The organism is Pseudomonas sp. FFPRI_1 (assembly GCF_055384485.1).
Genome location: NZ_AP029168.1, coordinates 3,624,424 through 3,639,384 on the forward strand (window position 1 = coordinate 3,624,424; position 14,961 = coordinate 3,639,384).

At 64.1% G+C, this 14,961-nt stretch carries 13 protein-coding genes; 3 read left to right on the forward strand and 10 right to left on the reverse strand.

Annotation, left to right across the window (positions count from 1 at the left end):
• Positions 1–352: 352 nt before the first annotated feature.
• The 8 genes from fabI to gloB form a co-directional block, all read right to left on the reverse strand.
• Complete coding sequence (gene fabI, locus ACZ5BO_RS16250) at positions 353–1,147, reverse strand: enoyl-ACP reductase FabI (RefSeq protein WP_025128320.1); 795 nt, start codon at positions 1,145–1,147, stop codon at positions 353–355.
• 22 nt (positions 1,148–1,169) lie between these two features.
• Complete coding sequence (locus tag ACZ5BO_RS16255) at positions 1,170–2,780, reverse strand: ABC transporter ATP-binding protein (protein ID WP_464701028.1); 1,611 nt, start codon at positions 2,778–2,780, stop codon at positions 1,170–1,172.
• Position 2,781: 1 nt separating this feature from the next.
• Positions 2,782–3,801, reverse strand: coding sequence for an ABC transporter permease (locus ACZ5BO_RS16260; RefSeq protein WP_464701030.1), 1,020 nt, complete (start codon positions 3,799–3,801; stop codon positions 2,782–2,784).
• A 1-nt stretch (position 3,802) separates the two neighbouring features.
• On the reverse strand, positions 3,803–4,876 hold the full coding sequence (locus ACZ5BO_RS16265; protein ID WP_025128323.1) for a microcin C ABC transporter permease YejB: 1,074 nt from the start codon (positions 4,874–4,876) through the stop codon (positions 3,803–3,805).
• A gap of 1 nt (position 4,877) precedes the next feature.
• Positions 4,878–6,734, reverse strand: a complete 1,857-nt coding sequence (locus ACZ5BO_RS16270) for an extracellular solute-binding protein (RefSeq protein WP_025128324.1) — start codon at positions 6,732–6,734, stop codon at positions 4,878–4,880.
• Positions 6,731–8,560: an extracellular solute-binding protein gene (locus ACZ5BO_RS16275; protein ID WP_025128325.1), complete on the reverse strand. Its 1,830-nt coding sequence runs from the start codon at positions 8,558–8,560 to the stop codon at positions 6,731–6,733. The genes ACZ5BO_RS16270 and ACZ5BO_RS16275 overlap by 4 nt, the downstream gene beginning before the upstream one ends.
• 227 nt (positions 8,561–8,787) lie before the next feature.
• Positions 8,788–10,218 carry a lytic transglycosylase domain-containing protein gene (locus ACZ5BO_RS16280; protein ID WP_464701033.1) on the reverse strand — a complete coding sequence of 477 codons (1,431 nt, stop codon included), beginning with the start codon at positions 10,216–10,218 and terminating at the stop codon, positions 8,788–8,790.
• A 99-nt stretch (positions 10,219–10,317) separates the two neighbouring features.
• A complete protein-coding gene (gloB, locus tag ACZ5BO_RS16285) occupies positions 10,318–11,085 on the reverse strand; it encodes a hydroxyacylglutathione hydrolase (RefSeq protein WP_025128327.1) in 768 nt (255 codons plus the stop codon).
• A 65-nt stretch (positions 11,086–11,150) separates the two neighbouring features.
• On the opposite strand from gloB, the gene ACZ5BO_RS16290 reads away from it, so the two are divergent.
• The gene (locus ACZ5BO_RS16290) at positions 11,151–11,909 is read left to right on the forward strand and encodes a methyltransferase domain-containing protein (protein ID WP_464701036.1); all 759 of its coding nucleotides are present in this window, start codon (positions 11,151–11,153) and stop codon (positions 11,907–11,909) included.
• A gap of 106 nt (positions 11,910–12,015) precedes the next feature.
• Positions 12,016–12,468, forward strand: a complete 453-nt coding sequence (gene rnhA, locus ACZ5BO_RS16295) for a ribonuclease HI (protein WP_025128329.1) — start codon at positions 12,016–12,018, stop codon at positions 12,466–12,468.
• 16 nt (positions 12,469–12,484) lie between these two features.
• Here the strand turns inward: rnhA and ACZ5BO_RS16300 are convergent, their stop codons facing one another.
• Positions 12,485–13,435 carry a glycerophosphodiester phosphodiesterase family protein gene (locus tag ACZ5BO_RS16300; RefSeq protein ID WP_464701038.1) on the reverse strand — a complete coding sequence of 317 codons (951 nt, stop codon included), beginning with the start codon at positions 13,433–13,435 and terminating at the stop codon, positions 12,485–12,487.
• A 145-nt stretch (positions 13,436–13,580) separates the two neighbouring features.
• The gene (locus ACZ5BO_RS16305) at positions 13,581–13,904 is read right to left on the reverse strand and encodes a DUF2388 domain-containing protein (protein WP_025128331.1); all 324 of its coding nucleotides are present in this window, start codon (positions 13,902–13,904) and stop codon (positions 13,581–13,583) included.
• Between the two features lie 196 nt (positions 13,905–14,100).
• Between ACZ5BO_RS16305 and dnaQ the strand changes: the two genes are divergently transcribed.
• Positions 14,101–14,841 (forward strand): DNA polymerase III subunit epsilon, encoded by a 741-nt coding sequence (gene dnaQ, locus ACZ5BO_RS16310; protein ID WP_025128332.1) that lies wholly within the window; start codon positions 14,101–14,103, stop codon positions 14,839–14,841.
• Positions 14,842–14,961 lie beyond the last annotated feature (120 nt).

Genomic DNA, 14,961 nt, shown 5'->3' on the forward strand with positions numbered 1-14,961 from the left:
TCAAGGCTGATGGCTTTCATGGGTAGTGCTCCTGAGTAGTAAAAGATGTCGCTTCAGTGCGACTTCGAGAGCGTAGTAAAGGTTGTTAGTTAGGCAAGTAAGTTTTTTGCTTTTTTATAAACGTACCGGTTCGTGTAATAAGCGCTGCGGTGATTGCTGACCCTGGTGCGGGGTGAACCAGGGCGGGCATGCAGGGGAAAACGAGGGCCAGGGCGGCTGCTTGTTCACGGCCGCCGGGAAGCAGCCAGAAGGGCTGGGTTGGCAGGCGAAAAAACGCCGGTGGTATCACCGGCGTCTGCCAGCGGCTAGACCCTGGGGGCGGCGGCACCCCTCAGGGGCTTGCCCGTGGGCTTCACTCTTCGAGGTTGCCCATGGCGGTGGTGTTGAAACCGCCGTCCACGTACATGATCTCGCCGCTGATGCCGGAGGCCAGGTCCGAGCAGAGGAAGGCGCCGGCGTTGCCGACTTCTTCGATGGTGACGTTGCGTCGCAGCGGGGTCTGGGCTTCGTTGGCCGCCAGCATCTTGCGGAAGTTCTTGATCCCCGAGGCGGCCAGGGTGCGGATCGGGCCGGCGGAGACGGCGTTGACCCGAGTGCCTTCCGGGCCCAGGGAGCCGGCCAGGTAGCGTACGCCGGCTTCCAGGGAGGCCTTGGCCATGCCCATCACGTTGTAGTTGGGCATGGTGCGCTCGGCGCCCAGGTAGGACAGGGTCAGCAGGCTGCCGTTGCGGCCCTTCATCAGCTCGCGACCGGCCTTGGCCAGGGCCACGAAGCTGTAGGCGCTGATGTCGTGGGCGATGCGAAAGCCCTCACGGGTGGTGGCGTCGGTGAAGTCGCCTTCGAGCTGGTCGCCGGGGGCGAAGCCTACGGAGTGGACGATGCAGTCCAGGCCGTCCCACTGTTTACCCAGCTCGCTGAAGACCTGGGCGATCTGTTCGTCGCTGGCCACGTCGCAGGGGAAGCACAGCTCGGCGCTGGAGCCCCAGCCGGCGGCGAATTCCTCGACCCGGCCCTTGAGTTTTTCGTTCTGATAAGTGAAGGCCAGCTCGGCGCCTTCACGGTGCATGGCGGCGGCAATGCCGGAGGCGATCGACAGCTTGCTGGCGACACCGACGATCAATACACGCTTCCCAGCGAGAAAACCCATAGGTTGCTACTCCTGTTGCAGATTATTCGGCGCTTGCCGGAGCCAGGAACGCGGCTTCCAGCAATTGCCGTGTGTAGGGATGTTGTGGGACGGCAAAGATACTGCGCGCGTCACCCTGTTCCACCACCTGGCCGTGCTTGATCACCATCAGCTGGTGGCTCAGGGCCTTGACCACCGCCAGGTCATGGCTGATGAACAGGTAGGTCAGGTTGTACTTGAGTTGCAGGTTGCGCAGCAGTTCCACCACCTGGCGCTGGACGGTGCGGTCCAGGGCCGAGGTCGGCTCGTCCAGCAGGATCAGCCGTGGCTTGAGCACCAGGGCTCGGGCAATGGCGATCCGTTGCCGCTGGCCCCCGGAAAACTCGTGGGGATAGCGGTCTCGGGTAGCCGGGTCGAGGCCGACCTCCTTGAGGGCGTCGACAATCGCCTGTTCCTGCTCTGCCTCGGTGCCGATCCGGTGGATCCGCAGGCCCTCGCCAACGATCTGGCTCACGCTCATCCGTGGGCTGAGGCTGCCGAAGGGGTCCTGGAACACCACCTGCATTTCCCGGCGCAGCGGCCGCACCTGTTTCTGCGACAGTTGGTCGAGTTGCTGGCCTTCGAAACGAATGCCGCCCTGGCTGCCGATCAAGCGCAGGATCGCCAGCCCCAGGGTCGACTTGCCCGAGCCACTTTCGCCGACAATGCCCAGGGTCTGGCCCTGGGGCAGGCTGAAGTGAACGCCGTCCACCGCCTTGACGTGATCCACGGTGTGGCGCAGCAGCCCTTTCTTGATCGGGAACCAGACCTTGAGGTTGTCCACTTGCAGCAGCGCCGGGCCGACTTCATTGGCCGCCGGCAGGCCGCTGGGCTCGGCGGCCAGCAGTTCCCGGGTGTAGGGGTGCTGCGGCGCGCGAAACAGCTCCTCGCAGGAGGCTTGCTCGACGATGCAGCCCTTTTGCATGACGCAGACCCGATGGGCGATCCGCCGCACCAGGTTCAGATCGTGGCTGATCAGCAACAGGGCCATGCCCAGCCGTGCCTGCAGCTCCTTGAGCAGTTCGAGGATCTTCAACTGCACGGTGACGTCCAGCGCCGTGGTGGGCTCGTCGGCGATCAGCAGTTCCGGCTCGTTGGCCAGGGCCATGGCGATCATCACCCGTTGCCGCTGGCCGCCGGAGAGCTCGTGGGGCAGGGCCTTGAGGCGCTTCTGCGGTTCGGGAATGCCCACCAGTTCCAGCAGTTCCAGGGTGCGCCGGGTGGCCACCTTGCCGGTCAGGCCCTTGTGGATGGCCAGCACCTCGTTGATCTGCTTCTCGATGCAGTGCAGCGGGTTCAGCGAGGTCATGGGTTCCTGGAAGATCATCGCGATGCGGTTGCCGCGAATGTGGCGGATGGTCTTTTCTTTCAGGGTCAGCAGGTCGTGCCCGGAATAGTTGATGCTACCGCTCGGGTGGCGAGCCAGGGGGTAGGGCAGCAGGCGCAGGATCGAGTGGGCGGTCACCGATTTGCCGGAGCCGCTTTCGCCCACCAGGGCCAGGGTCTCGCCGCGCTTGATGTCGAAGCTGATGCCTTCCACCACCCGCTGGGCGCGGTCGCCGGTGACGAACTCGACGGCCAGGTCGCGGACTTCGATCAGGTTGTCCTGGGTCATGTCATTTCCTCGGGTCGAAGGCATCGCGGGCGGATTCGCCGATAAACACCAGCAGGCTGAGCATCAGCGCCAGCACGGCGAAGGCACTCATGCCCAGCCAGGGCGCCTGCAGGTTGGACTTGCCTTGGGCCACCAGTTCACCTAGGGACGGCGCGCCGGGGGGCAGGCCGAAACCGAGGAAGTCCAGGGCGGTCAGGGTGCCGATGGCGCCGGTGAGGATAAAGGGCATGAAGGTCATGGTGGAGACCATGGCGTTGGGCAGGATGTGGCGAAACATGATCGCCCCGTTCTGCATGCCCAGGGCCCGGGCTGCGCGCACGTATTCCAGGTTGCGCCCGCGCAGGAACTCGGCGCGCACCACGTCCACCAGGCTCATCCAGGAGAACAGCAGCATGATTCCCAGCAGCCACCAGAAGTTCGGTTGCACGAAGCTGGCGAGGATGATCAGCAGGTAGAGCACCGGCAGCCCCGACCAGATCTCCAGGAAACGCTGGCCGACCAGGTCCACCCAGCCGCCGTAGAAACCCTGCAGGGCGCCGGCGATGACCCCGATGATCGAGCTGAGCAGGGTCAGGGTCAGGGCGAACAGCACCGACACGCGAAAGCCGTAGATCACCCGCGCCAGTACATCGCGGCCCTGGTCGTCGGTGCCCAGCAGGTTGTCCGCCGAGGGCGGCGCCGGCGCCGGGACCCGCAGGTCGTAGTTGATGCTCTGGTAGCTGAAGGGGATCGGCGCCCAGAGTACCCAGGCATCCTTCTGCGCCAGCAGCTCGCGAATGTAGGGGCTCTTGTAGTTGGCTTCCAGGGGGAATTCGCCGCCGAAGGTGGTTTCCGGGTAGCGCCTGAGGGCCGGGAAGTACCAGCCGCCTTCGTAGTGCACCACCAGCGGCTTGTCGTTGGCGATCAGCTCGGCGCCCAGGCTCAGCACGAACAGGGTCAGGAACAGCCACAGCGACCACCAGCCGCGCTTGTTGGCCTTGAAGCGTTCGAAGCGCCGGCGATTGAGGGGGGACAGGTTCATCTCAATGCTCCCGGCTGTCGAAGTCGATCCGCGGATCGACCAGGGTGTAGGTCAGGTCGCCGATCAGTTTCACCACCAGCCCCAGCAGGGTGAAGATGAACAGGGTGCCGAAGACCACCGGATAGTCGCGGTTGATCGCCGCCTCGAAGCTCATCAGGCCCAGGCCGTCGAGGGAGAAGATCACCTCCACCAGCAGGGAACCGGTGAAGAAGATGCCGATGAAGGCCGAGGGGAAGCCGGCGATCACCAGCAGCATGGCGTTGCGGAACACATGGCCGTAGAGCACCCGGCGCTGGGTCAGGCCCTTGGCCTTGGCGGTGATCACGTACTGCTTGTTGATCTCGTCGAGGAAGCTATTCTTGGTCAGCAGGGTCATGGTGGCGAAGTGGCCAATCACCAGGGCGGTGACTGGCAGCGCCAGGTGCCAGAAGTAGTCGAGGATCTTGCGCCCCCAGCTCAGCTGGTCGAAGTCGTTGGAGGTCAGGCCGCGCAACGGGAACCAGTTGAAATAGCTGCCGCCGGCGAACACCACGATCAGCAGGATGGCGAACAGGAAGGCCGGGATCGCGTAGCCGACGATGATCGCCGAACTGGTCCAGACGTCGAAGTGGCTGCCGTGGCGGGTGGCCTTGGCGATCCCCAGGGGGATCGACACCAGGTACATGATCAGGGTGCTCCACAGCCCGAGGGAGATGGACACCGGCATCTTTTCCTTGATCAGGTCCACCACCTTGGCGTCGCGGAAGAAGCTGTTGCCGAAATCCAGGGTGGCGTAGTTCTTGATCATGATCCACAAGCGTTCCGGTGCCGACTTGTCGAAGCCGTACATGTGCTCGATTTCCTTGATCAGCGCCGGGTCCAGGCCCTGGGCACCGCGGTAGCTGGAGCCGGCCACCGAGACCTCGGCACCGCCTCCGGCGATGCGGCTGGTGGCGCCGTCGAAGCCTTCGAGCTTGGCGATCATCTGTTCCACCGGGCCGCCGGGGGCGGCCTGGATGATCACGAAGTTGATCAGCAGGATGCCCAGCAGGGTGGGGATGATCAGCAGCAGCCGACGAACGATATAGGCCAGCATGTCAGTGCACCGCGTCGGCCGCAGCCGCCTGGTTGTCGTTCGGGGCCGGTTCCACGGCGGGCCTGGCATTGGGCTTGACCCACCAGGTGTTGATGCCGATGTCGTACTTGGGCGCCACGGACGGGTGGCCGATATGGTTCCAGTAGGCCACGCGCCAGGTCTTGATGTGCCAGTTGGGTATCACGTAGTAGCCCCACTGCAGGACCCGGTCCAGGGCCTTGGCGTGGGCCACCAGGCTGGCGCGGGAGTCGGCGTTGATCAGGCTTTCCACCAGGCTGTCGATGGCCGGGTCCTTGAGGCCGATGTAGTTGCGGCTGCCGGGCTTGTCGGCGCTGGAAGACATCCAGAACTCGCGCTGCTCGTTCCCCGGGGAGTTGGACTGGGGAAAGCTGCCGACGATCATGTCGAAGTCCCGGGAACGCACCCGGTTGATGTACTGGGACACGTCGACCCGACGGATCACCAGGTCGATCCCCAGGTCGCTGAGGTTGCGCTTGAACGGCAGCAGCACCCGCTCGAAGTCGGTCTGGGCCAGCAGGAACTCGATCACCACCGGCTTGCCCTGGGCGTCCACCATCTTGTCATCGACGATCTTCCAGCCGGCTTCCTGCAGCAGTTGGTAGGCCTGGCGCTGCTGGGCGCGGATCATCCCGCTGCCGTCGCACACCGAAGGGCTGAACGCCTGGGCGAACACCTGCTCGGGAATCTGCCCACGCAGCGGTTCGAGGATCGCCAGTTCTTCAGGGCCGGGCAGGCCGGTAGCGGCCATTTCCGAGTTCTCGAAGTAGCTGCGGGTGCGGGTGTAGGCACCGTTGAACAGCTGCTTGTTGCTCCACTCGAAGTCCAGCAGCAGGCTCAAGGCATGGCGCACCCGCACGTCCTGGAACAGGGGGCGGCGGGTGTTGAAGACAAAACCCTGCATGCCGGTGGGATTGCCGTTGGCAATCTCTTCCTTGATCAGTTCGCCCCGGGCCACCGCCGGGACGTTGTAGGCGTTGGCCCAGTTCTTCGCGGTCATTTCCAGCCAGTAGTCGAACTGGCCGGCCTTGAGGGCTTCCAGGGCCACGGTGTTGTCGCGGTAGTAGTCGCTGGTGATCACGTCGAAGTTGTAGAAACCGCGGTTGACCGGGAGGTCCTTGGCCCAGTAGTCCTTGACCCGCTCGTAGCGGATCGAGCGTCCGGCCTTGACCTCGGTCACCCGGTAGGGACCGCTGCCCAGGGGAATCTCCAGGTTGCTCTTGGCAAAGTCCCGGTGCTCCCACCAGTGCTTGGGCAGGATCGTCAGTTGGCCAAGAATCAGCGGCAGCTCGCGGTTGTTGCTGTGCTTGAACTTGAACAGCACCCGCAGCGGGTCTTCGGCGATCACCTGGTCGACGTCGGCGTAGTAGCCGCGGTACAGCGGCGAGCCGGCGCTGATCAGGGTCTGGAAGCTGAACACCACGTCCTCGGCGCGGATCGGCTGGCCGTCGTTGAAGCGTGCTTCGGGGCGCAGGTAGAAGCGCACCCAGCTGTTGTCCGGGGCTTTCTCGATCTTGCCCGCCACCAGGCCGTACTCGGTGAAGGGTTCGTCCAGGCTCTGGTACAGCAGGGTGTCGTAGACCAGGCCGATATTGAGTTCGGGCACGCCCTTGCTGATGAACGGGTTGAGGCTGTCGAAGCCGCCGAACCCGGCCATGCGGAAGGTCCCGCCCTTGGGCGCGTCGGGATTGACGAAGTCGAAGTGCTGGAAGTTCGCCGGGTACTTCGGCGCTTCGTTGTACAGGGTCATGGCATGTTGCGGCGCGGCCTGGACACAGCAGGCGATGGCGCCGAACAACAAGCCGCCGGTGCACTGGAGCAAGGCACGCAGAGGCATCATCGGGTGTTCTCCAAGGACTTCAGCCACCAGGCGCTCAACCCCAGGTTGTAGGGCGGCGTGGTGACGAAGGCGAACCGGTTGCGGTAGGCCAGTCGGTGATAGTTGAGGTACCAGTTGGGAATCATGTAGTGCTGCCACAACAGCACCCGGTCCAGGGCCCGGCCAGCGGCCAGTTGCTCATCGCGGTTCTGCGCGGCCAGCAGTTGTTCCAGCAGGTGGTCGACAACCGGGTTGTGGATGCCCGCGTAGTTCTTGCTGCCCTTGACCCCGACCTGGCTGGAGTGGAAGTACTGCCATTGCTCCAGGCCCGGGCTCAGGGTCTGGTTGAGGGTCATGAGGATCATGTCGTAGTCGAACTGGTCCAGGCGCTGCTTGTATTGGGCCCGGTCGACGGTGCGCAGGCGCGCGTCGATGCCGATGCTGGACAGATTCTCCACGTAGGGCTGGAGGATCCGTTCCAGGTTCGGGTTGACCAGCATCAGCTCAAGGCGCAATGGCTGTCCGGCGCTGTTCTGCAGGCGCTGGCCATTGAGCTTCCAGCCGGCCTCGGCGAGCAGCGCCAGGGCCCGGCGCAGGGTTTCCCGGGGGATGCCGCGGCCTTCGGTTTGCGGCAGGCTGAAGGCCTGGGTGAACAGGCTCGCCGGCAGTTGCTCACGGTAGGGCGAGAGCAGCAGCCATTCATGACCGACCGGCAGGCCGGTGGCAGAGAACTCGCTGTTGGGGTAATAGCTCAGGGTGCGTTTGTAGGCGTCGCTGAACAGCGTGCGGTTGGTCCACTCGAAGTCGAACATCAGCCCCAGGGCTTCACGCACCCGCACATCCGCGAAGGTGCTGCGTCGGGTGTTCATGAACAGGCCCTGGGTCTGGGTGGGAATCTGGTGCGCCACCTGGGCCTTGATCACCTCGCCGCGCCTGACCGCCGGGAAGTTGTAGCCGTTGGCCCAGTTCTTCGCCTGGTGCTCGATGTAGATGTCGAACTCGCCGGCCTTGAAGGCTTCGAAGGCGACATCGCTGTCACGGTAGAACTCCACCTCGACCCGGTCGAAGTTGTTGAAGCCGCGGTTCACCGGCAGGTCCTTGCCCCAGTAGTCCTTGACCCGCTCGAACACCAGCTGGCGCCCGGGCTGGACCTGGGTGATGCGGTAGGGGCCGCTGCCCAGGGGCGGGGTGAACGTGGTGGCCTTGAAGTCGCGGTCCTTCCAGTAGTGCTGGGGCAGCACCGGCAGCTCACCCAGGCGCAGGATCAGCAACGGGTTGCCGGCGCGCTTGAACACGAAGCGGATGCGTTGGGGGCCGAGGATGTCGACCCGCTGCACTTCCTGCAGGTTGGTGCGGTATTGCGGGTGGCCCTGCTTGAGCAGCAGGCGGTAGGAAAACGCCACGTCGTAGGCGGTGATGGGCTGGCCGTCGTGGAAGCGCGCCTCGGGTCGCAGGTTGAACACCACCCAGCTGCGATCCTCGCTGTACTCCACCGAACGGGCGATCAGGCCATAGCTGGAGGTGGGCTCGTCGCCGGAAGGCGCATAGAGACCGGTGCCGACCATCAGCGGCTCGTTCAGCTCATTGACCCCGTACTGCAGGAAATTCGCCGTGGCCACCGGGCTGGTGCCCTTGAAGGTGTAGGGGTTGAGGGTATCGAAGGTGCCAAACGCCATGACCCGCAAGGTGCCGCCTTTGGGCGCTGCGGGGTTGACCCAGTCGAAGTGGGTGAACCGGGTCGGGTACTTGAGCGTGCCAAACTGCGCATAACCATGACTTTCAGTGATCGTCGCGCTTGCGGGAAAGCTCAAGGCCAGGCTGATGAAGAGCAGGAGGAGGGGACGCATCGAGTCAGAGATCCGATCCAGGCGGCTTGGGCTTTGTGCTCCGTACAGTAACAGCTTGTATCAGCAGGAAAAAGCGTGCTTTTTCAGTCGCGGGTGTGGCGCCGGAGCGTGCTCGCGCTGGCGCGTGCAACGCTCCAGGTTCCAGGGCGCATCGGTTACGCGGCGCTTGCCGGTACGACCCATTGGGGCCCGGGCAAGCGCCCTGGCCCCAGCGGGCTGCGTTGCGATCAGTGCGACAGGTAGACCGTGAGCATCTGGCCGGGCTTGAGGGCCTGGCCGGCGCGGGGGTTCCAGCGCTTGAGGTGCTGCATTTCGACGTTGAAGCGCTTGGCAACCATATACAGCGAGTCGCCTTGCTTGACCTTGTACTGGGTCGACTTCTTCTTGGCGTTGCTGGCTACGCGGGTCTTCTTGCTGGCGACCTTGCGAGTGTCCTGCATCACCAGGGTCTGGCCGACCTTGAGGTTCTTGCCACTGAGCTTGTTCCAGCGCTGCAGATCCTGGACGTTGACCTTGTTGGCCTTGGCGATCAGGGTCAGGTTGTCGCCGTTCTTGACCCGATAAATGCGCTTGGGCCGCAGCGAGTCACGTCCTTCATCACGGTCGAACACCGGCTTGAGGGAGCGCTTGCTGATCAGCTCTTCGGGTTTCATGGTCGACAGGCTGGTGGTCAGCAACTGCGCCTTGGAGGTCGGCACCAGCAGGTGCTGGGGGCCGTCGATGGTGGTGCGCTGCTTGAACGCCGGATTGAGCTGGAACAGCTCGTCCTCATCGATGTTGGCCACCGCCGCGACCTTGGACAGGTCCATGCGCTGGTTGATCTCGACCACCTGGAAGTAGGGTTCGTTGGCGATCGGGTTGAGGTTCACGCCATAGGCTTGCGGGGTCAGGACCACCTGGGCCAGGGCCAGTAGCTTGGGCACATAGGCCTGGGTTTCCGTCGGCAGCGACAGGTTCCAGTAGTCGGTGGGCAGGCCGAGCTTTTCATTGCGCTCGATGGCCCGGCTGACGGTGCCTTCGCCGGCGTTGTAGGCCGCCAGTGCCAGCAGCCAGTCGCCGTTGAACATGTCGTGCAGGCGGGTCAGGTAGTCCATGGCCGCGGTGGTGGAGGCGGTGATGTCGCGCCGGCCATCGTAGAAGCGGGTCTGGCGCAGGTTGAAGTAGCGCCCGGTGGCCGGGACGAACTGCCACAGGCCCACCGCATCGGCCCGGGAATAGGCCAGCGGGTTGTAGGCGCTCTCGATCACCGGCAGCAGGGCCAGTTCCAGCGGCATGTTGCGCTCTTCGAGACGCTCGACGATGTAGTGGATGTAGAGGCTGCCGCGCTCGCCGGCGTTTTCCAGGAAGGAAGGGTTGCTGGCGAACCACAGGCGCTGTTGTTCAATACGCGGGTTGACGCCCAGGCCGTCTTGCAATTGGAACCCCTGGCGCATGCGTTCCCAGACATCCTGGGGAACTTGCGGGCTTGGCTGGTTGCTCAGCCAGATGGGTTTCTGCTTGATGCGGGCGTTGAAATTCTGAGTGTGTGTCGCGTCGCTCTGCGGGGCTTGGCCGGTGGTTTGGCAGCCCGCAAGAGTCGCTGACACAGCTACCGCGATGGCCTGGGCCAAGCGCGTCAATGCGTCTGAACTGATGGGAAAACGAATAGATGACGACATTGGCTGGAAGTAAGTTCCGGGCAAAAATGTCGGGCGATTCTAGGAAGCACCCGGGGTGCGGTCAACCATTCAGAATTTTTGTGCCAATCCGGCACCGGCCTAGAACTTATCTTTCCAGGCCCTCAGGGCTGCAAAGACCGCACTTTGGGACAGGTTATCCTGGCCATTCCGTTCGTCCGCTTTTTGTTTAACGGATGTTTCAGCGGTACGCAGAAAAGGGTTGGTCAGTTTCTCCAGGGCCAGGGTCGACGGCAAGGTCATGCGCCCGTGTTCGCGCAGTTGGCTGACTTTTTCCAGGCGCTGGGCGATGTCCGGGTTGGCGGGCTCCACGGCCTGGGCAAAGCGCAGGTTGCTCAGGGTGTATTCATGGGTGCAGTAGATCAGGGTGTCGTCCGGCAATGCCGCCAGGCGCTCCAGGGAGTGGTGCATCTGCTCCGGGGTGCCTTCGAACAGGCGACCGCAACCTGCGGCGAACAGGGTGTCGCCGCAGAACAGCAGGCCGTGGTGGTAATAGGCAATGTGCCCCAGGGTGTGGCCGGGGACGGCAAACACCTCGAATTCCCAGCCCAGGATGCTGGCGCGGCCGTTGTCATCCAGGGCCACGTCGCGCCCGGGGATCTTCTCTTGCGCCGGACCGTAGACCGTGGCGCCGCTGTGTTGCTTCAGGCGCTCGACACCACCGACATGGTCATGGTGATGGTGGGTCACCAGGATATCGCTGAGCTGCCAGCCCGGGTGCTGTTCCAGCCAGGCCAGTACCGGCGCCGCATCCCCCGGGTCGACGACTGCGCAACGCTGGCTGCGATGATCCTGTAACAACCAGATGTAGTTGTCGGTGAAGGCGGGCAGGGCACTGATCTGTATCATCTTCGAATTCGCCAAGCAGAAAACAATGGCGCATCTTAGTGCTTCTTGGCGTGTTGGAGAATGCAATGACCGATAAAGCCTTCGCTCAGGCAGATCCCGACTGGCTGGCCCTGATCAGTGCAGCCCGGGAATGGCTGTCCGGCCCCCTGGGGCAATTTCTGCTGGATGAAGAGCGGCGCATGCTCGAAGAGGAGCTGGGGCGTTTCTTCGGCGGCTACCTGGTGCACTACGGCCCTTCGGCGCAAACCCCGCCGGCGGCGCCCCAGGTGCAGCGCAATGTGCGCCTCGGGGCGCCGTTGCCCGGGGTCGAGATCGTCTGCGAGGAGCAGGCCTGGCCCTTGAGCGAGCACGCCGCGGACGTGGTGGTGCTGCAGCACGGTCTGGATTTCTGCCTGTCGCCCCATGGCCTGCTGCGGGAGGCGGCGAGCAGCGTGCGTCCGGGCGGGCACCTGTTGATTGTCGGAATCAACCCCTGGAGCACCTGGGGGCTGCGCCATGTGTTCGCCCACGATGCCCTGCGCCAGGCCCGCTGCATTGCCCCCTCGCGGGTAGGCGACTGGCTCAACCTGCTGGGCTTTGCGCTGGAGAAACGCCGCTTCGGGTGCTATCGTCCGCCGCTTGCGTCGTTGGCATGGCAGGCGCGACTGGCCGGCTGGGAACGCCGTGCCGGGCAGTGGCAATTGTCCGGAGGCGGGTTCTACCTGCTGGTGGCACGCAAGATCGCCGTGGGCCTGCGCCCGGTGCGCCAAGTCCGGCGCGAGCCGATGGGCAAGCTGGTGCCGCTGCCCATGGCCAAGGTCAATCGCCGTAACAGCGAGCCCTGATGACCGATTGAAACCTTCTTTTTATACAGCCGGCCGGATTGTCCGGCCCTGGGCACTGTCGACTGTGCTCGACAGGCCAATGGCAATTTTCTGATGGAAGGCGTGGATGAGCGATAGCGTAGAAATCTTTACCGACGGTGCCTGCAAGGGCAATCCCGGCCCCGGTGGCTGGGGCGCGTTGATGGTGTGCAAGGGCGTCGAGAAGGAGCTCTGGGGCGGTGAAGCCAACACCACCAACAACCGCATGGAGCTGATGGCGGCGATTCGCGGCCTGGAAGAGCTCAAGCGCGAGTGCGAAGTGCTGCTGGTCACCGACTCGCAGTATGTAATGAAGGGCATCAACGAGTGGATGGTCAACTGGAAGAAGCGCGGCTGGAAAACCGCGGCCAAGGAGCCGGTCAAGAATGCCGACCTGTGGCAGAAGCTGGATGAACAGGTCAACCGCCACAAGGTCACTTGGAAGTGGGTGCGTGGCCATACCGGCCATCACGGCAACGAGCGGGCCGACCAACTGGCCAACCGCGGCGTCGACGAGGTCCGCGGCTACAAACAGCCCTGATGCCCTGAGCGGGCAATCAGCGACAAGGCAGCGGCCGTTCGAGCCGCTGCTTCATTTGCGCCGTCGCACGGGGCGAATCCACCAGTACCGCATCCATCTTCAGGCAGGCGGCCGCCTGGTAGTCCTCGGCGCTATTGATGCCGATCGCCAGCATCCGCACCTTGCCCCGTGACTGAAAGCAATCCACCGCAGCGGGCGTCCACAGCCGGGCATCGACCTGGGAGCGGGCCTCGCCCAGGGTAAAGGTCTCGACCAGTTGCACCGGGCGCCGGTACTCGAAGGCCACCCAACTGCCGGGTGCAGGTGGTGCGTTGCAGTGGTGGGCGAGGGCGACGCTGGCCAGCCGATCCCGGGTGCTGTCTCTGGATTCGAACAGCCGAGCCTGGGGATAGGGGGCGAAAGCCTGCTGGTAGCTGGCATCGGTGGAGTAGATCAGCACCCGGTTCCAGGCGTGCAGCTGTTCCAGCAGGCGGGCGACGGCTTGGGCCTGGGGGGTAGCCGGCAGGGCCTTCATGTCGAGAATCACCGGCACCGACTCGGGGATTGCCAGCAGCGCCTGGCGCAACGACGGCAGGGGCAGTGGCTGGGCGCGATAGGGAAAGCTCACCTGGCCATCGGCTGCCGTCTGCTTGAAATTCCACCCGGCATTGAGGGCCTGCAACTGCGCCAGGGTGTGCTGGTTGACTGCGCCTGTGGCCTGGGTATTGGCGCTCAGGTCGGCTGGTCGGTACAGCACCGGTACGCCATCACTGCTCAGTTGCACCGTCAGCCAGAGCATGTCGACCTTGTTGCGCAGGGCGTTGTCGATGGCCAGCAGGGTGTTTTCGGGAAAGTCCGCGGCGCCGCCGCGATGAGCGACGATCAGCGGCCGTTGTTGGCTGTCGCTGTCGGTGCGGGCAAGGGAAGAGCAGCCACTGATGCAGGCCAAGGCCAACAGCAGTGGGAACATCTGTCGAGTCTTGAGCATGGGAGGGCGGTTCCTGGTGGGTGAGTGCAACGCCGGGTATCAGCGCCCGCGTGCCTGGGTGAGGCGGCACGGTAACGCAATAGCCTTGTTCACATAAAGAAACGGCTGGGGCGGGCGATGAATTAGCCGCGCAGCCACCTGGGGCTCAGAGCGCAAGCATGGCGCTGGCCAGTTGCAGGTCGGTACAGGGCGGGGCGGCGAGCACCTGGCGAATGTGCATCAGGGCGGCTTCCAACCGGGCGCCACGGATTTCGCCGGCGCTGGCCACGAAGGCCGCAGCATCGCTCTGGGCGGCGAGCACAAGTTTGTCGTCCTTGAATGAGCTGCTGGCTTTGGAGCTGCCTTCGGTTGAACTCAGGGTCAGGCTCATGCTGATGTCGGTGCTGATCACCAGGGCGCTGGCCTGGACGAGGTCGGCGAACAGGCAGGCGCAGAGCGCGCAGGCCAGTCGGGTTTTGCTGGGGGTCATGGCAGGGCAGGGTCCGGCGAAAAGTATCGTCCGGCACCCTAGCGCTTTGCGGCGCAATGAACTGCAGCAGCTTTGCTAAGGATTGTTAAAAACTGCGCAGGCGGCCGGCTGATGAATCCGCCATGGGTGTCATGCCGCCAGAGCGTGCTAAAATCCCGCGCTTTGAAACACTTCCAGCGTTGAGAACTGACCCCTGATGGCCAACAGATCTGTTGTACTCGATACCGAAACCACCGGCATGCCGGTGACCGACGGCCACCGGATCATTGAAATCGGTTGCGTCGAGTTGATCGGTCGGCGCCTGACCGGCCGGCACTTCCACGTTTACCTGCAAGCGGATCGCGAGAGTGATGAAGGCGCCATCGGCGTTCACGGCATCACCAACGAATTCCTGGTGGGCAAGCCGCGTTTCGCCGAAGTCGCCGACGAGTTCTTCGACTTCATCCAGGGCGCGCAGCTGATCATCCACAACGCGGCGTTCGACGTTGGCTTCATCAACAACGAATTCGCCCTGATGGGCCGCCAGGACCGGGCGGACATCACCCAGCACTGCACCATCCTCGACACCCTGTTGATGGCCCGTGAGCGTCACCCAGGCCAGCGCAACAGCCTGGATGCCCTGTGCAAGCGCTATGACGTCGACAACTCCGGCCGTGAGCTGCACGGCGCCTTGCTCGACTCGGAGATCCTCGCCGACGTCTACCTGACCATGACCGGTGGCCAGACCAGCCTGTCGCTGGCTGGCAATGCCTCGGACGGTGATGGTTCGGCTGGCCAGAGCACGGAGATCCGGCGCTTGTCGGCCGAGCGTGCGCGGGGGCGGATCATTCGCGCCAGCGAGGCCGAGCTGGCCGAGCATCAGGCACGCCTGGAAATCATTGCCAAATCCGCCGGCGCGCCGGCCTTGTGGACCCAGTTGCTCGAAGCCCAGCAGTGATGCCCAGGCAGCCTGCTCCCGGGTTATGCCCCGGGCCTGGCGGCGCGGGCTTCTTGCAGGCGCGAGGCCTGTAGCTTCGCGAGGTGGCCGGGGACGATTCCAGGCCACAGCAGCCTCGAA